14 protein-coding genes are annotated in these 17010 nt (G+C 70.0%); 7 read left to right on the top strand and 7 right to left on the bottom strand.

Annotated features, from left to right (window positions below; translation table 11 throughout):
* Positions 1 to 8: 8 nt before the first annotated feature.
* Positions 9 to 1019: a winged helix-turn-helix domain-containing protein gene (locus PV350_RS00325; RefSeq protein ID WP_500332448.1), complete on the bottom strand. Its 1011-nt coding sequence runs from the start codon at positions 1017 to 1019 to the stop codon at positions 9 to 11.
* Between the two features lie 134 nt (positions 1020 to 1153).
* On the opposite strand from PV350_RS00325, the gene PV350_RS00320 reads away from it, so the two are divergent.
* A complete protein-coding gene (locus tag PV350_RS00320) occupies positions 1154 to 2122 on the top strand; it encodes an SMP-30/gluconolactonase/LRE family protein (protein ID WP_499509969.1) in 969 nt (322 codons plus the stop codon).
* A 340-nt stretch (positions 2123 to 2462) separates the two neighbouring features.
* Positions 2463 to 3518, top strand: coding sequence for a PP2C family protein-serine/threonine phosphatase (locus PV350_RS00315; protein WP_500332447.1), 1056 nt, complete (start codon positions 2463 to 2465; stop codon positions 3516 to 3518).
* A 66-nt stretch (positions 3519 to 3584) separates the two neighbouring features.
* Here the strand turns inward: PV350_RS00315 and PV350_RS00310 are convergent, their stop codons facing one another.
* Positions 3585 to 4460 (bottom strand): NmrA family NAD(P)-binding protein, encoded by an 876-nt coding sequence (locus PV350_RS00310; protein WP_499509971.1) that lies wholly within the window; start codon positions 4458 to 4460, stop codon positions 3585 to 3587.
* A 488-nt stretch (positions 4461 to 4948) separates the two neighbouring features.
* On the opposite strand from PV350_RS00310, the gene PV350_RS00305 reads away from it, so the two are divergent.
* Positions 4949 to 5167: a PLD nuclease N-terminal domain-containing protein gene (locus tag PV350_RS00305; protein ID WP_499509972.1), complete on the top strand. Its 219-nt coding sequence runs from the start codon at positions 4949 to 4951 to the stop codon at positions 5165 to 5167.
* A 67-nt stretch (positions 5168 to 5234) separates the two neighbouring features.
* Here PV350_RS00305 and PV350_RS00300 read toward each other — a convergent pair whose 3' ends face one another.
* Both PV350_RS00300 and PV350_RS00295 read right to left on the bottom strand, forming a co-directional pair.
* On the bottom strand, positions 5235 to 5978 hold the full coding sequence (locus PV350_RS00300; protein WP_499509973.1) for an SOS response-associated peptidase: 744 nt from the start codon (positions 5976 to 5978) through the stop codon (positions 5235 to 5237).
* A gap of 103 nt (positions 5979 to 6081) precedes the next feature.
* On the bottom strand, positions 6082 to 6945 hold the full coding sequence (locus tag PV350_RS00295) for a helix-turn-helix transcriptional regulator (RefSeq protein ID WP_499509974.1): 864 nt from the start codon (positions 6943 to 6945) through the stop codon (positions 6082 to 6084).
* Between the two features lie 189 nt (positions 6946 to 7134).
* Between PV350_RS00295 and PV350_RS00290 the strand changes: the two genes are divergently transcribed.
* Positions 7135 to 7896 (top strand): SDR family oxidoreductase, encoded by a 762-nt coding sequence (locus PV350_RS00290; RefSeq protein WP_499509975.1) that lies wholly within the window; start codon positions 7135 to 7137, stop codon positions 7894 to 7896.
* A 105-nt stretch (positions 7897 to 8001) separates the two neighbouring features.
* On the opposite strand, the gene PV350_RS00285 is transcribed toward PV350_RS00290, so the two are convergent.
* A complete protein-coding gene (locus PV350_RS00285; protein ID WP_499509976.1) occupies positions 8002 to 8421 on the bottom strand; it encodes an SRPBCC family protein in 420 nt (139 codons plus the stop codon).
* 46 nt (positions 8422 to 8467) lie between these two features.
* Positions 8468 to 9481: an aldo/keto reductase gene (locus PV350_RS00280; protein ID WP_499509977.1), complete on the bottom strand. Its 1014-nt coding sequence runs from the start codon at positions 9479 to 9481 to the stop codon at positions 8468 to 8470.
* Between the two features lie 749 nt (positions 9482 to 10230).
* On the opposite strand from PV350_RS00280, the gene PV350_RS00275 reads away from it, so the two are divergent.
* Both PV350_RS00275 and PV350_RS00270 read left to right on the top strand, forming a co-directional pair.
* Positions 10231 to 11439, top strand: coding sequence for a S8 family peptidase (locus tag PV350_RS00275; RefSeq protein ID WP_499509978.1), 1209 nt, complete (start codon positions 10231 to 10233; stop codon positions 11437 to 11439).
* Positions 11440 to 11789: 350 nt separating this feature from the next.
* Positions 11790 to 15029: a family 78 glycoside hydrolase catalytic domain gene (locus PV350_RS00270; RefSeq protein ID WP_500332446.1), complete on the top strand. Its 3240-nt coding sequence runs from the start codon at positions 11790 to 11792 to the stop codon at positions 15027 to 15029.
* A 195-nt stretch (positions 15030 to 15224) separates the two neighbouring features.
* Here the strand turns inward: PV350_RS00270 and PV350_RS00265 are convergent, their stop codons facing one another.
* Positions 15225 to 16271: an aldo/keto reductase gene (locus PV350_RS00265; RefSeq protein WP_500332445.1), complete on the bottom strand. Its 1047-nt coding sequence runs from the start codon at positions 16269 to 16271 to the stop codon at positions 15225 to 15227.
* A gap of 119 nt (positions 16272 to 16390) precedes the next feature.
* On the opposite strand from PV350_RS00265, the gene PV350_RS00260 reads away from it, so the two are divergent.
* On the top strand, positions 16391 to 16942 hold the full coding sequence (locus PV350_RS00260; RefSeq protein ID WP_499509981.1) for a TetR/AcrR family transcriptional regulator: 552 nt from the start codon (positions 16391 to 16393) through the stop codon (positions 16940 to 16942).
* Positions 16943 to 17010: the final 68 nt, after the last annotated feature.

Raw genomic sequence — 17010 nt, 5'->3', positions numbered from 1 at the left:
GACACGGCCTAGCGGAACGCCGCGGGTGGCTCGCCCGACAGCAGGGCCGTGCCGAGCGGGGTGAGGCTGTGGAGGACGGCGATGCCGATCCGGGTCGTGCGCACCAGCCCTGCGTCGCGCAGGACGCCGGCGTGCTGGCTGGCGGTCGCGAGCGAGACCCCGAGCCGCTCGGCGAGCGCGGTGGTCGTCGCCGGATCGCGCAGGGCCTGGAGAACGGCTGCCCGGGTCCGCCCCAGCAGCGGTCCGAGGGCAGCCCCGGGCAGGGCGCCCGGGTCGGTGGAGGGCTCCTGCAGGTGCATCGGGTAGGCCAGCACGGTCGGTTCGCCGGGCTGGTACCTGATCATGGGGCCGGTGGCGAACCAGGACGGCATGAGCAGCAGGCCCCGGCCGCAGAGCGGGATGTCATACGTGTTCCGGGACGGCAGGTGGAGCACCGGGGGTTCCCAGCGCCAGGTGGGGCCGAGTGTGGTCAGCAGGGCGTCGACGCCGCCGCGTAGCAGCATCTCGGCCCGCAGGGCGCGGTCCGCCGCGCCGTCGGTGCGGACCCGCGGCCACAGCGGGGCGATCGAGGAGGCGAAGTAACTCCGCAGGTCGGCGGTGAGGACGCGCCGTGCGGCGGCCGATCCGGCGGCGAGCTCGAGCGACCAGCGGCTGGGCGGCTCCTGCGCGCCGCCCCGGCCGCCAGGGTCCCGTGGAAGCCTCAGGTCCTCGGCGATGCGGGCGGCGGGGGTGCGCCCGGCCAGGTCGACGGCCGTGGCGAGGTCCCCGGCGGCGGGCTGGAGCAAGAAGTCGGGCACGTGGCCGTCACGGGGCACCAGGTCCAGCAGGACCCCGGCGCGGTCGGCGAAGCTGCCGTTCACCTGGCGGCGCCACCGCCCGGCGGCAGGGTGCGCCCGGCCCGCTCCGGCGGTCGCGGTGCGCAGGCCGCGCACGCTGAGGACCGCCTCCCACAGGGCGTTGGGCGCCGGGGCGAGTGTGATCCGGCACAGGTCGGCGGCGTCGAAGTGTAAGCGGATCACGCCGACCGATTATGGGCCAGGCGGAGCCTTTCGCCTAGACGTGAAAGGCGATGCGGCCGCCGTACGGCCCCGGGCAGGCTCTCGGACGTCCCCGCGTCGCGGGGACGTCCACCACGCACCCGGAGGTAGCCACGATGCCCGGCTCCACCCGACTTCCGCGGCTCGGCGCCGCGGCCTTGCTGGCCGGCCTTGCGGCCCTGCCCGCCGTCCCTGCCACCGCGCACGAACTGCCGCGCACCTACGTCGTCTCCGAGGCTCGCGGGGTGCTGCCTGAGGGGATCGCGATCGACCGCGACGGCACGATGTACGTGTCCTCCGACGGCACCGGCGCGCTGTACCGGGGCGACGTCCGCACCGTGCGCCTGCGGTCGTTTCGGGCTGACGGCCTGGCGAACCGCCCGAGCACGCTGGGGGTGCACACCGACGGCCGGGGGCGGGTGTACTCCGTCGGAGGAGGCGAACTGACCGTCCACGACCGTCGCGGCCGACTGCTCGCCACGCGCACCGCGCAGGGCGGTCCGCTCGGCGCGCCGGACCTGAACGACCTGGTGATCACCGACGACGCCGTCTACGCCACGGACTGGGCCAACCCCGTGGTGTACCGGGCCGCCCTCCGCCATGGCAGGCTCGGGCCCCTGGAACCGTGGCTGGACATCCGCTCGGCCTTCCCGCAGTTCCCCGCGCAGTACTGGCTGCTCAACGGCATCGTCGCGGACCGGTCGGGCAGCACACTTCTGGTGGCGTCCAACGGGACCGAGGCGGTGTGGCGGGTGGACGTCGCCACCGGTGAGGTCGTCCAGCTCGATCTGGGCGGCGCGTCCTTCGGGGCCGATGGGATGCTGCTACGGGGGCGGACGCTTTACGCCGTGCTCAATTACGGCGCCCCGAACGGCGTCTACATCGCCGAACTTGACCAGGGTCTGCACGCAGGCACGGTGACGCACCGCATCACCGGCGAGCCTTTCGACCTGCCCACCACCCTGGCCCGCCACGGCTGCCGGCTCTACGTCGTCAACAGCCAGAACGACGACCCGCCGGGACAGCCCCCGTACACCGTGAGCGCGGTCGACGACCCGGTGTGCGCGGAGGCGGCCAGACCATGAGGGGACGGGCCGTCGACGAGATCTGCCGGACGCGTTCCGACGTGAGGCCGGGCCGGCGTTCTCCTTCCTCGTGTTCCTCGTGGAAGAAGGAGTTCACCAGCAGGCCACGAGCTTGCGGCGGCCACAGCCCGATGAGCGGCAGCGGCCCTTTACGGAGCGAGCGCTGCGCTCGGCATGGGTCAGGCCGTGCCGGACGCTCGGCGGTGCGATCGGCGCTGCACTGGGGCAGGCTGAATGCATGCGGTCACCGTCCTGCTCGTCTCCCGGGCCGGGAGCGGGCGGCCATAGCGGGGTCCTCCTGACACTCACGCAGGCTGTGCCCTTCGTGATAGCGCTGGGCGTGCTGGGGATCGAACTGTCACCTGCGCATTTCTTGATGACCGGCCCCCTCCTCACCGCCGTGCCGGCGCTGGCAGCGCTGACGATGGGCCCGAAGGGCACCCTGTCGGCGGCGGCTGCCGCCTTGGTCGTCAACCTGACCACGGCCACCTACAACCATGCGTGGGGAACCCATCTGGTCTTCGGCAACCTCGTGGGTCTGCTGGTGGTGTCGATGGCCAGTGTGATGCTGAGCAAGGCGGTGCGTGCGCGTCGGCGCAGCGAGCTCGACCAGGTCCGCCGTATCGCCGTGGCGGCACAGGACGTCATCCTGCGGCCTGTTCCGGCGCGGCTGGGTCCGGTACGGACGGCCAGCTTGAGCCTCGCGGCGGGGACGGGCGCGCAGGTCGGCGGTGATCTGTACGAGGCGGTGCTGACACGGTACGGCGTCCGGCTGATCGTGGGGGACGTCCGCGGCAAGGGGCTGAACGCCATGCGAGCGGTCGCGGTGGCGCTGGGTGCCTTCCGGGAAGCCGTGCACTACGAGGACGACCTGGTGAAGGTCATGGACCGCTGTGGGGCCGCGCTGCTGAGGGAGGCGGACGTGCCGGGGGCGTTCGGGCAGGAAGCCGCGCTGGAAGGATTCACCACCGCCCTGCTGGCCCAGGTGCCGGACATCCCGGGTGAACATGTGGTGGAGCTGATCAACCGTGGCCACCCGCCCGCGCTGCTGCTGCACCAGGGCAAGGTGCAGGCCCTGACGCCCTCCTGCCCGCTACCGCCCTTCGGTCTGGAAGACCTCTGCACCGGGCCTCCGCCCAAAGCCGAAAGCCATCCGTTCCTCCCCGGCGACCGGATGCTGCTCTACACCGACGGCGTCATCGAAGCCCGCAACCGCGACGACGAATTCTTCGCCCTGCCCGAAGCAATGGAAGCGCTGCACGCCACCACCCCGGAGGAGTTCCTGGAACAACTGCACCAGCGGCTGCTCCACCACACCGAGGGCCATTTGAGCGACGACGTGGCAGTGATCCTCGTCGACCTCCCCGACGGCCACTCCGACGATCCCACGCACTGAGGTCCGCGGCGTACGGTGCCGGCGTTCGAGGGCTCGCCGTGCTGCGGGCGATCTCAGGCCGGCCGGCTACGCGCTCGGCTTGATGTGGTCGAGCTCGAACGCCGGGCGGTGTTCGGTGATGAACTCCTCGACCGTCGTGAGCGGCTGCCCGTTGATGCGCGGGGCCGTGTCACTGATGCCCGCGAGGCGGCCCTCGTGCTGGTCGAGGGTCACGGCCTCGAAGTGCCTGAGCTTCGCCATGTCCTGCCCGATACCGAGCATCTCCAGGAAGGTGGCCACGGTGACCTGCTCGAACGGAAGGTCCTTGCCCAGCACCCGGCCGACCTCGGCCGCGAGCTCTTCGTGGCTGTATTCCACAGGGCCGGTGAGGGCGTAGACCTGCCCGGCGTGCTCTTCGGGCGAGGCGAAGATGTTGGCGGCGGTCAGCGCGATGTCGCGGCCGGCGATCGGGGCGAAGCGGCTCTCCTTGTCGAACGGCATCACGTAGCGGCCGTAGCGGATCAGCCCGGAGATGTAGAGCAGCCACTGCATGAAGAACGTGACCCTCAGGTGAGTGGTGGGGACTTCCGACCAGTCGAAGATCTGCTCGGAGAGCCAGTGGTTCTGCGTGGCCTTGCTGCGCGCGTGGGGCCGGGACTGGAAGTGCGACATGTTCACGATGAGCTCGAGGTCCTCCTCCTTGGCGGCCTGGGCGAACATCACTGCGGCCTCCACCAGTCCCTCACCGAGCGGGTAGTTGAAGTAGGCGCGCTGGACCCCTTCCAGGGCCTTACGAACGTCGCGGAGGTTGAGCAGGTCTCCGAACACGACCTCGGCGCCCTTGTCACGCAGCCGCTGTGCCCGCTCGTCGTCCGTGCGGACCATGGCGCGCACGTGGAAGCCCTCCGTGAGCAGGTAGTCGACCATCGGACGGCCGGTCTCGCCGTTGGCTGTCGTGATCAAGATCGTGATCATTGATTCTTCGCCTCTTTTTCGCCGGTGTTGCCGGTGAGGGCTCGGGATCCCCGGCGCCACGCGGGCGCGGCCAGTGCCCGGAGATCCGTCACCTACCGAGGAGGAAACCTCCACGGGTGGACAGCACTGCCTGCGGCCGGACCTACGACAATAGATTACATGTGGCATCTAAAAAGGGCAAGGGTGGCGCGCCACTCCGCGCAATCACGCACCCCGTCGCCGGGCCGTGACGCCCGCTGCTGCCGTTCGTTGAATCCCGGGAACGAGACACACCCCCAGCACGGGACCCCGGCCGCCATCTGCCGGGGTCCCGTGCCGTGCCGGACCGTCACCGCGCGTGTCGTGTCTTCCTTCGTGGCCGTAGACCGTCAGAGGGTTTCTTCAGCCCCTTGGGATGCCCGTTAATATGACCATCCAGTGGGGCCAGGCCGTGCCGCACCGAAGCGGGCAGCCGCCCTTGCACATGAGGTGACCCGATGACGTCGGTGCCGGTCTACGTGATGTACGCAATAGTCGCGGCGTTGTACGTCTACGCCCTGGTCGACTGCATCAGGACCCCTGCCGCACGGATTCGGACGCTGCCCAAGGCGGGCTGGCTGGTCATCATGGTCCTGTTCCCCATCGTGGGCGCCATTGCCTGGCGGAACCTGGGCAAGCGGCCCGCTCCTGTCGAGGTCCGGCCCTCTACCGCCTGAGTCGGCCGCACGCCGCTCCGCCGTCCGGTCGTAGAGCCGATCACAGCCATTCGCTGCCGGGGGGGGATCAGCCTTCGAACTCGGCGGCGTCCAAGAGGTGCGGCCCGTTGTTCCGGACGCTGTTGACCTTCAGCGACACGGGCCTGACCGCCAGGTGGCCATCGGCGGGCGCAGTCAGCAGGGCGCGGAGTTCGTCGGGGTCCTGGTGCTCGGGGTCGAGCCAAGCGTCGTAGTCTGCGGCCGCGATGGTCAACGGCATCCGAGGGTGGACCCGGCCGGCGGCGTCGGTCGCCTCGGTGGTGATGATCGTGCACGTGGCCAGCCAGGCGCCCGGGGCGTCGTCACCGACGACCGCCTTGTTCCGCCACCACTCGTACAGGCCCGCGAAGGCCATGCCCTGGTCGCTGCCCTCCGGGCTGACGAAGTAGGGCTGCTTGTGCGCCTTCCTGTCCTCGGTGGACGGGACGGGTACCCACTCGTAGTAGCCGTCGGCCGGCAGCAGGCAACGGCGCTTGGTGAAGGCGCGGCGGTAGGCGGGCTTCTCGTGGACCGTCTCCATCCGCGCGTTGATCATCTTGGAACCGATCACCGGGTCCTTCGCCCAGGACGGGACCAGCCCCCACCGCAGCGGCCGCAGCTGCCGCTCCAGCGCCCCGGTCTCCCGGTCGACGCCCTCGAAGACACTCCACACCTGGTTGGTCGGGGCGACGTTCCAGTTCGGCGCCACGAGGGCTTCGGGGTTCCATTCGGTGACCCGGAACTGCTTCACCAGGTCCTCGGGGCGTCGGGTGGAGACGTAGCGGCCGCACATGCCGACCAGCCTGCCACGCTTCCCTGGGATCCCTGCGCGAACCCTGGATGTCGGGGCGCGCGTCAGGTGGCGACGCCAGCGCGGCGCGTGGAGGTCAGGGGGCCTATGGGTGCGGGCTGTCCGTCGGCCTGTCGGGTGCCGTGCCGGCTGAATCGGCGCGTGAGAGTGCGGCAAGGAGCTGCAGTTTCCCGTCGCTGTCGTCGCCCTTGTCGGGGTAGTAGACGACGAGGATGACATCGCCGATCGCGAGTTTGTCGCGGTGGAGGCGTAGTTCACCGACGACGGGGTGGTTCACCGTGGTCGTGCCTCCGTCCAGAGTGCGGACGTCGTGCCGGGCCCACAGGGTGCGGAACCGCTGGCTGGACAGTGCGAGCTCGCCGACGAGCTCGACGAACCGGGGGTCGTCGGTGTCGTCCCCGATGGTGGTGCGAAGGGCGGCGACGAAATCGGCGGTGGCTTTCGTCCAGTCCTGCTGGAAGGCTCGTTCCTCGGGATCGAGGAGAAGCGAACGAAGCCGGTTCTGGCCGGGCTGCAGGCGGGGGGAGAGCGCGACGGCCATGGGGTTGGAAGCCAGGACATCGAACGCGCGCCCTTCGACGAACGCGGGGATCTGCAGGTGGGCGAGCAGCTCGTGCACCCGCGCCGGCACGTGCTCGGGCCGCCTGCGGCGCAGCGCCCTGGGGCGTGCCGCCGCGAGGCCGAGCAGATACGTCCGCTCGATGTCGTCGAGCTGCAGGACGCGTGCCAGCGATTCCAGGACCTGCGGCGAAGGGTTCTTGTCGCGGCCCCGTTCCAGACGCAGGTAGTAGTCCGGGCTGATTCCGGCGAGCAGGGCGACTTCCTCACGGCGCAGGCCCGGGACGCGGCGGTTTCCGCCGGGCGGGAGCCCCGCCTGTGCCGGGGAGACCAGCTCGCGCCGGGCCCGGAGGTAGCTGCCGAGCCGGTTGCCGGATCCCTCGTCCTTCATGTCGACACCGTAATGCGGTGCGCGTGTCTGAGAGGGGGCCCTGGCAGGACCAGGGAAGAAGGGGGCCCTGCCTCACTCAGCGGATGCCGTCGAGACTTCGGTAGCGCTGCTTCGAAAGGGACAGCGGACATCACTGTCTGCGCCGCGGCCTTGAACGCCGTTGGCGCCCTGCACCGAAGGGAAGATCTCGTGGATCTCTCCAATCGCACCGTTCTCATCGTCGGCGGGACCTCGGGAATCGGCCGAGAGCTGGCCCGCCGGTTTGCGGCGGCGGGCAGCACCGTGGCCGTCGGCGGGCGCAGCCCGCAGGCGCTCTCCGACCTCGCCGCGGAAGGCTTCGCCACGTTCGTCATCGACGTCACCGACAGTTCCTCCGTCACGGCTGCCCGTGACGCCGTGCTGGCCCGGCACCCCGAGCTGGACACCGTGGTGACGATGTCGGGCGTCATGCTCCTGGAGGATCTGCGCGACCCCGCGCACTTCGAGGCGACGGAGACGACGATCGACACCAACCTGCTCGGCACCATCCGGGTCATCGACGCCTTCACCCCGCACCTGGTCCGGCGGGGCGCCGGCACCTTCGTCACGGTCACCTCCGGCATCGCCTTCCTGCCGTTCCCGCCCATGCCCAGCTACGCCGCGTCGAAGGCCGCGGTGCACGCCTACTCCGAGGCACTGCGCGCGCAGCTCGACGGCACAGGTGTCGGCGTCGTGGAACTCGTTCCCCCGGCCGTCGCCACTGCGGGCCAGGAGAAGGTGAACCCGCACGCGCTGCCGCTCCACGACTTCGCCACCGAGGTCATGCAGCTGCTCTCCGAGGAGCCCACCCCCCACGAAGTCCTCGTGAAGGGCGTCCTCATGCACCGCTGGGCCGAGCGCGACGGCACCTACGACGGCCTCGTCGCACAGCGCTCCCGGGCCCTGACCATGCTCCCCGGCCGCCAAGACTGACGCCCTTCCTGTGAACTGTCGCCTTCATGACAGTCGTGCGGACAGGGCGCCGAAGGATCGGGCCTCATCGAGGGCATCGTGCCCTCAGCGCTCGGAACGGCGCTCCTAGCCACCGAGTGTCTTGACCAAAGCGTCCAGGCCGTCACGGTAGATGCCCGTGAAGAGGTCGACGACCTCTTCGTCCGTGGCCCCGCTCGGAACGAAGCGGCCGGACCACTGGACTTCGGCGGCGTTCTCGTTGCCGCTGATCTCGTAGACCCGCAGGGTCGACAGGTAGTCGACGACCGGGAAGGGCGCCTGCAGGATGTGGTAGCTGTAGTACCGCTGCTCCTCGTCGAACGCCATCAGCCGCTCCACGATGGGGTCACCCTCGGGGTTCTTCAGGTGCCGCACACGACCACCTTCCGAGAAGGTGCTTTCGGGGATGTACGGCAGCCAGTCGGGCAGCGATCCGAACCCGCCGATCACTTCCCAAACGCGTGCGGGAGAGGCCGGGACGACCCTGCTCACCGATGTGGATGCCATGTCGCTCCTCCAGGACTCGTTGGACGGCTGTTGACGGCGATGCGACCTACGCGCCGCCCGGCAGGGGCGCCATGGGACTGACCAGGCCGGAGGCACGCAGATCGGTCCAGAACTCGGCGGGCACCTTCTCGTTGAGCGCGGCATGGTCTTCGACGGTGTGGGCGGGCTGGGTCGCGCCCGGGATCACCGCGTCGGCGACCGGGTGCGCCAGCGAGAAGTGCAGGGCGGCGGCCTTGATGGTCACGCCGTGCCTGTTGGTGAGTTCCTTCAGCCGCTCGACCTTGGCCACGATCTCGGGCGGGGCAGTGACGTACTCGAAGTGGGTGCCGCCGGCGAGGATGCCGGAGCTGTAGGGACCTCCTACGACCATGCCGACGCCTTGCTCCTCTGCCATGGGCAGCAGTCGCTGCAAGGCGTGCGCATGGTCGAGCAGGGAGTAGCGACCGGCCAGCAGGAACCCATCCGGTTGTGGCTCTTCGAGCGCGAGAGTGATTTCGATGGGCTCGGTGCGGTTGACCCCGAGTCCCCAAGCCTTGATGACACCCTCGTCGCGCAATTTGGTAAGGACGCGGAAGGCGCCCGTGCGGGCCTCTTCGATTTTCTGCAGCCATACGTCGCCGTGGAAGTCCTGGGCGATGTCGTGCACCCATACGATGTCCAGGCGGTCGGTTTGCAGGCGCTTCAGGCTGTCTTCGATCGAGCGCTTCGTGGCGTCGGCCGTCCACACGTGAAGCATCTTGTTCGGACGCCCGTAGGCAAAGAGATTGCCCTTCTCGCCAAGATCACGTGCAGAAGGGTCCTCCTCCTCGTCCAGGATGACACGGCCGACCTTCGTGCTGAGCACATAATTGTCACGTGGACGACCGGAAAGCGCTTTCCCAAGACGTATCTCCGACAGTCCGGAACCATAGAAGGGCGCGGTGTCGAAGTAGCGTGTTCCCTGTTCCCAGGCAGCGTCGACAGTTGCCATGGCCTCTTCCTCGGGAACGGAGCGGAACATGTTTCCGAGCGGCGCACTACCAAACCCTATGTGCGCCGGGAGGATCTGATCGAGTTTCACAGCATATCCTTCCTTGAGGATGCCGAAATATGCCCCTGGTATGCGATCGGCGCGCCAAGGAGAATCCGAGGAATTCAGCCGGGAAGGTCAGGGGAAAATCGTTGGTACGAAACCGCCGCCCACGCTTGGTGGCGCACCGGTTGTAGCCGAAGCCTGATCGGACGCGACGTGCGCGACAAGACTCGCTGTCTCCGCGGGGCGTATCAGGCGCTTGAGCAGGAAGGTTGAGGCCCGCCCGACGGATGAGCTGCTCATTCCGATACGGGCGGCCTTCGCGTCGGCGATCCAAGATCTACCAACCGTCCGCCGCACACTGCGCTTGACTTATCGATCGTAGGTACGGATGCACCGGAAGTGCATCTCGGCGGCTGGACCTGCTGAGCCCCACCTTCTGCGTCCGACGGGAGCCGACAGGGGACGGCAGCGGTACAGGGTGCGAAGGCGGTTCGCCCCTTCCACGGCTACCGCCGGCACCTCGTCGAACACGCCGCAACCCTCGGCACCGAGGTGCGCACCGTCCGCCGCGACCACGGCGCACTTCGTCCTGGATCATCGCGAAAGCCCCGCTTTCGTATTGCTGCAGGACTGCATGAGAATGGCACCCCATGTCTTGTTCATGACAGATCTCGGGAACTCTTGTTCCGCTGCCCGGCGGGGGCTCAAGGTCGCTCCGTGGCACCGCCCCGCGTGCCGCTTCCGGTTCAGCACGCGCCCCCCGGCACGTGCCTGGTCGAGGAGGACCCATACCGATGTCAGCAGTGCGCAGCATGAAGCAGCGGATCGCCGTGGCGATCGCGACGAGCCTCGCCGTGGCATCCGCCGCCGCCTTCGCGGCGGTTCCCGCCCAGGCCGCGCCGGCCGAGGGCGTCGTGCTGGCCGCCAACTCCGCCGAGGCCGTGCCCGGCAGCTACCTCGTCACCCTGAAGCCGGGCGCCGGTCTCACCGCGACCGGATTACCGGGCAAGGCACTGATCTCCAAGTACGGCGGCAAGGTCAAGCGAACCTTCACCTCCACCCTCGACGGCTATTCCGTGACGCTCAGCGGCACCCAGGCCCGGCGGCTGGCCGCCGACCCGCAGGTCGCCTCCGTCGAACAGGACCAGGTGGTCCACGCCCTCGGCACCCAGACCAGCGCCCCCTGGGGCCTGGACCGCATCGACCAGGCGAACCTGCCGCTGAGCGGCACCTACACCTACCCCGACCACGGCGGGAACGGCGCGACCGTCTACGTCCTGGACACCGGCGTACGCATCACCCACCAGGACGTCGCCGGCAGGGCCTCCTACGGCTGGGACTTCGTCGACAACGACGCCACCGCCCAGGACGGTCACGGCCACGGCACGTTCGTCGCCACGGTCGCCGCCGGCACCACCTACGGCGTGGCCAAGAAGGCGAAGGTCGTCGCGGTCCGGGTCCTCGGCAACGACGGCTCCGGCACCACCGCCGGCGTCATCGCGGGCGTGGAGTGGATCACCGCCAACCACGTCGCCAACTCCGTCGCGAACGTCTCCCTCGGCGGCGGCGCCAGCACCACGCTGGACAACGCCGTGCGGAACTCGATCACCTCCGGCGTGACCTACTCCATCGCCGCGGGCAACTCCGGGGCCCCCGCCTCCGGCTACTCCCCCGCCCGGGTGAGCACCGCGATCACCGTCGGCGCGACCACCCGCACCGACGCACGGGCGAGCTACTCCAACTACGGCCCGGTCGTGGACCTCTTCGCCCCCGGCTCGGGCGTCACCGCCGGCTGGAACGACTCCGACAGCGCCACCTACACGGGCAACGGCACGTCCTTCGCCGCTCCCCACGTCTCCGGTGCTGCCGCCGCGTACCTGACCGCACACCCCGGTTCCTCCCCCGCGACGGTCGCCTCGGTGCTCGTGAACGGTGCGACCAACGGCGCCCTGAGCGGCATCGGCTCCGGCTCGCCCAACAAGCTCCTCAAGCTCGTCCCGTAGGACACCCGCCGGGCACACCGCGGCCCCCGCCGGATCCCGGCACACACACGCCCCGCGCTCACCGACCCGAGCGCGGGGCGTACCCATGAGCACCCCGGCAGGGCGGGAACCCACACCGCACAGAGCGAAAGTCACCTGGACGCAGGTCACCCCGACGACCGCGCCAGGTCACGCCACGACGGCAACGCGCCCTCATCCGCCGCGAGGCGGACCTGCGCCCCGGCGGCCGCCGACGACACCTTGTCTCCCTCCTGACAGCTGTGGTTGAGTAACACGCGAAACAACTGAAACGATTCATTGCCGGCTTGCGTGCGCGCCGCATGCCGAAGGTGTCATCGATGGGAGCAAGCGTGAGGAAGCGAAGAATCGCTGCCGGGCTGGTGCTGTCACTCGCGGCGGCGTGGGGGCTGGAAGCGGCGCCCGGCGCGGCGGGCGCGCCCGTCCCGGAGGTCCAACAGGGCTCGGCCGCAGGCGGGTCGGCGCTCGCGGTGAGCGGGCTGGAGGTCGAGCACCAGGTCCAGCCCCTGGGTGTCGACGTCCCCCGGCCGGGGCTGAGCTGGCACGTGGCACCGGGCCGTGGCGCAGCCGGTCGCACCGCCGCCGAGCAAGTGGCCTACGAGGTCGAGGTGTCCACGTCCCGCGGCGGCCGGGCGAACGTCTGGGACAGCGGGCGCGTGCGCTCCTCCCGGTCCTTCGACGTGGCGTACGACGGCCCCGCTCTCGCGTCGCGTTCGGGCTACTACTGGCGCGTACGGGTCTGGGACGGGTCCGGAAAGGCGTCGCCGTGGAGTGGTGAGGCGCGATTCGAGACGGCCTTCGTCAACCCCGGCGACTTCCGCGGGGCCTGGATCGGGGCCCACGACAAGGCGCCCTCGCTGCGGCTCGACGACGCGAGCTGGATCTGGTACCCCGAGGGCGACCCGGCCGACTCGGCTCCCGCCGGGACGCGCTACATGCGCCGGAGCTTCGACGTGCCCGCCGACGCGCAGATCACCTCGGCGGAGCTGCAGCTCACCGCAGACGACCGCTTCTCGCTGTACGTCAACGGCACCGAGGTGGCGAGCTCTCCACGCGTCGCGGACTCCTGGAGGACGGCGAGCGTCATCGACATCGCCCCCTACCTGCACGCGGGCACCAATGTGCTGGCGGTCGAGGCGACGAACACCAATCAGGGGCCGGCGGGCGTGCTCGGAAGCCTGCACTTGCAGGGGGCGGGTTCGCCCGCCGACATCGTCACCGACAGCGGCTGGAAGGCCTCGTCCTCCGCGGACGACGGGTGGGAGCAGCCCGGGTACGACGACGCGGCGTGGCCGAACGCGCGCGTGGCCGCACGCTACGGCTCGGGCCCCTGGGGCCGGTCGGTGTCGGCGCCGCCGCCGCCCGAGACGCTGCTGCGCGACGAGTTCACGGCGAAGAAGCACGTGGCGTCGGCGCGCGCCCACGTCGCGGGCCTGGGCTACAACAAGCTCTACCTGAACGGCCGGCGCATCGGCGACCGGGAACTCGAGCCCGGGTTCACGGTGTACGACAAGACCGTCCTGTACTCGACCTACGACGTCACCGACGCCCTGCGCACCGGTGGCAACGCCATCGGGGTCAGCCTCGGGCGCGGCTTCTACGCGATGACCGACCCGGACGAGTGGAAGGCGTCGTCCTGGTGGGGCGAGCCGAAGCTCAAGCTGGAGCTGGACATCACCTACACCGACGGCACGCACCAGCAGGTGGTCAGTGACGACTCGTGGAAGGTGTCCGACGGGCCGACGACCACCCAGTCGCTCTGGTTCGGGGAGGCCTACGACGCCCGCGTGGAGCAGTCCGGTTGGGACCGTCCGGGCTTCGAGGACGGCACCTGGCGCCGTGCGCTGACGGTCGACGGCCCGAAGGGCACGCTCCGCTCGGAGAGCTTCCCGCCCGTCAAGGTGACCGACCACCTCAAGGCCGAGCACACCAGCGCCCCGGCCGACGGCACGCACGTCTACGACTACGGCAGCCCCACCGCCGGCTGGGCGCGCATCGGGGTCCAGGGACCTGCCGGGGCCACGGTCACCGTCACCTACGGCGAGAAGCTGCGCGCCGACGGCACCGTCGACAACACCGGCGCCTTCGGACTGGGCCTGCAGAAATACTCGTACACCCTGAAGGGCGAAGGGGTGGAGCACTACCAGCCGAGCTACAGCTACGCCGGTTTCCGCTACGCCCAGGTCGTCGTCCCCCAGGGGGTCGCCCTCCGGTCGGTCGACGGGATGAGGGTGCACACGGCGGTGGCGTCCACCGGCGACTTCACCAGCTCCAGTGACCTGCTGAACCGCTACCAGGACGCGCAGGCCGACACGATCCTCAACAACCTGCACTCGATCCCGACCGACACGCCCATGTACGAGAAGCGGCCCTACACGGCCGACGGCTTCCTGTACGCCGACTCGGCGATCGCGAACTTCGACATGCAGAACTTCTACGACAGCTGGCTGCGCTCACACCGCGACGACCAGAACGACGACGGGTCCATCGGGCCCACGGTGCCCACCACCGAGTCGGGCAAGCAGGTCAAGGATCCCATCTGGTCCGCCAGTTTCATCCTCGGTGCCTGGGACCTGTACTGGTACTACGGCGACACCAAGGCGGTCGCCGACAACTACGACGGCATGAAGGCCTGGCTGGAGCACTACGAGCACGAGATCGCCGGCACCGGCGGCATCTACACCGGCTTCAGCTACGGCGACTGGCTCTCCCCGGAGGGCGCCAACGCGCCGGAGGGCACCCGGCTGTCCGGAACCGCGTACATCTACCTCACCGCGACGCGGCTGGCGACGATGGCGAAGGCGCTGGGCCACGACACGGACGCCCGTCACTTCCGCGGCTTCGCCGCGCAGGTCAAGGACACCTTCAACGCCACGTTCTACGACCAGGACGAGGAGGCCTACTACGACAACAAGGCCGCGGGCTACCGGCAGACGTCGAACCTGCTGCCGCTGAGCTTCGGCCTGGTGCCCGGGGAACACCGCCAGGCCGTGGTCGACAACCTCGTCGAGGACATCCACGCCCGCGGCGACCACCTCGATACCGGCGCGCTCGGCACCAAGGCGCTCCTTCCGGTCCTCACCGACGCCGGGCATGCCGACCTGGCCTACACGGTGGCGACCAACCCGACCTACCCCGGTTGGGGTTACTGGTTCGAGGGCCTGGGGGCCACGACGATGTGGGAGGAGTGGAACGCGAACTCGCGTTCCCACGACCACGCCTTCATGGGCACGGTGGACGACTGGCTCTACCAGGGCGTGGCCGGCATCTCACCCGCCGCGCCCGGCTACACGAAGGTGACGATCCGCCCCCATGCCGTAGGGGACCTGACCCACGCCTCCGCCCACGTCGAGTCGCCTCTCGGCCGGATCGCCTCGTCGTGGACCCGGACGCACGGACGCTTCACCCTGCGCGTCGACGTGCCGGTGGGGTCGACCGCCGAGGTCCTCGTACCGGTGAGCGGCCGGCAGAAGGTGCACGCACCCGCAGCCGCGGCGGCCGGCGAACGCAGCGGCGGCACCGCCCGCTTCACCGTCGGCCCGGGGACCCACCTGTTCCGCGTCACGGGGTAGGTGCGATGTCCCGGGTCGTCGGTGACACGCGCGCCGGATGACGGCGGAGGCGAGGGCCGTCCCGGTTCGGTGGGGATGGCGGCATCCACCGCCGGCCGGTGAGGTCCTCGCCGCGCCCCGCGCTCGCAAACCCGAGCGCGGGGCGCAACCGCGGGCACTCCAGCCCGGCGGGAACCCCCGCGGCCAGGCGCGGCGTCAGACGTTGGCGTAGCCGGGGATGCCGGCTTTGATGCGCTCGAGTTCGCGTACGTCGGAGATGCCCTGGAGGTCGTGGCGGGGGGTGTAGGGGGCTTCCAGGCGGCGGGCTTCCTCGTCGGTGATGTCGAGGTCGAGGGAGGCGACGGCGTCGTCGATCTGCCGGATGGTGCGGGCGCCGACGACGGGGGCCGCGACGACGGGATTGCGGCGCAGCCAGGCGAGGGCGATCTGTGCGCGGCTGCGGCCTCGGGCGGCGGCGATGGCGCCGACCTCGTCGATGATCTGCCGGTCGCTTTCGGCGTTGCCGTAGAGCGTGTCGGCGTAGGCGCCGTCGGTCGCGGCGCGCTCGCCGGTGTTGGCCTGGTCGAAGGGGCGGGCGAGGCGGCCGCGGGCCAGGGGGCTCCAGATCATGGTGGCGACGCCCTCGTCGGCACAGAGCGGGAGCATTTCGCGTTCCTCCTCGCGGGCGAGCAGGTTGTAGTGGTCCTGCAGGGTGACGAACCGTGCCCAGCCGTGACGTTCCTGGAGGTGGAGGGCCTTGGCGAACTGCCAGGCGTGCATGGAGGACGCGCCGAGGTAGCGGGCCTTGCCGGACTTCACGACGTCGTGCAGCGCCTCCAGCGTCTCCTCCAGCGGGGTGTCGTTGTCGAGGCGGTGGATCATGAAGACGTCGACGTGGTCGGTGCCCAGGCGACGGAGGCTGTGTTCGATCTCGCTCATGATCGCCTTGCGGGACAGGCCGCCGCCGTTGGGGCTGCCGGGGCGCATGACGTGGCGGACCTTGGTGGTGATGACGACGTCGTCGCGGTTCGCGTAGTCCTTCAGCGCGCGGCCGAGGATCTCCTCGCTGGAGCCGTAGGAGTACAGGTTGGCGGTGTCGAAGAAGTTGATGCCCGCTTCCAGGGCGTGCTTGATCAGGGGCCGGCCGGCCTCTTCGTCCAGGGACCAGACGGGGTGGCCGCGGTCGGGTTCGCCGTAGGTCATGGCGCCGATGGCCACCGGGGAGACGTCCAGGCCGGTGCGGCCGAGTTTGATGTAGCGCACGAGGGGGCTCCTACAATGGAGGACGAGATTAAGCGGAGAGCTCTCCGCTTGACCTCGGTCACGTTAACGGAGAACTCTCCGTTTCGCAACGGACGGCTGTCCGCAACGCTGGAGGACCCATGCCCGACGCCGCACGGCAGCGCTCCGACGCGCTGAAGAACCGGGAAGCGATCCTCCAGGTCGCCCATGACGCGCTCGCCGAATCCCCGGACGCCTCGCTCAACTCGATCGCCAAACGCGCGGGCGTCGGCCCCGGCACGCTCTACCGGCACTTCCCCACCCGGGAGGCGCTGATCCTGGAGGTCCACCGTCGCGACGTCGACCGCCTGGTGGACTCGGTGCCGGGCATTCTCGCCGCCCGTGCCCCACTGGACGCGCTGAGGCACTGGTTCACCACCCTCGCCGCCTACGTACGCATCAAGCACGGCCTCGGAGAGGCACTGCACTCCGCCGCCGCGCAGGAGGTCGTCAGCGCCTCGTGGCCCCCGGTCACCGCGGCCGTGGGCCGGCTCCTCGACGCATGCGAACGGGCAGGCGAGGTACGCCCCGGCATCGACCCCGTCGACGTCATCATGCTCATGAGCTGCCTGTGGCGTACCCCCGACACCCCCGAAGGCGCCGCCCAGGCCACCCGCCTGCTGGAACTGGCGATCGACGGCTTCCGGCCGTAGCGCGGTTCCGTTCACCGAGGGACTCGGTGGCGGGCGGGAGGGGAGGCAACCCCCGGAGCCGCCCGCGA

Origin of the sequence: Streptomyces sp. PA03-6a, from assembly GCF_033792765.1 — a bacterium.
Classification (GTDB): domain Bacteria; phylum Actinomycetota; class Actinomycetes; order Streptomycetales; family Streptomycetaceae; genus Actinacidiphila.
This window is presented reverse-complemented; position numbering and strand designations above follow the sequence as displayed.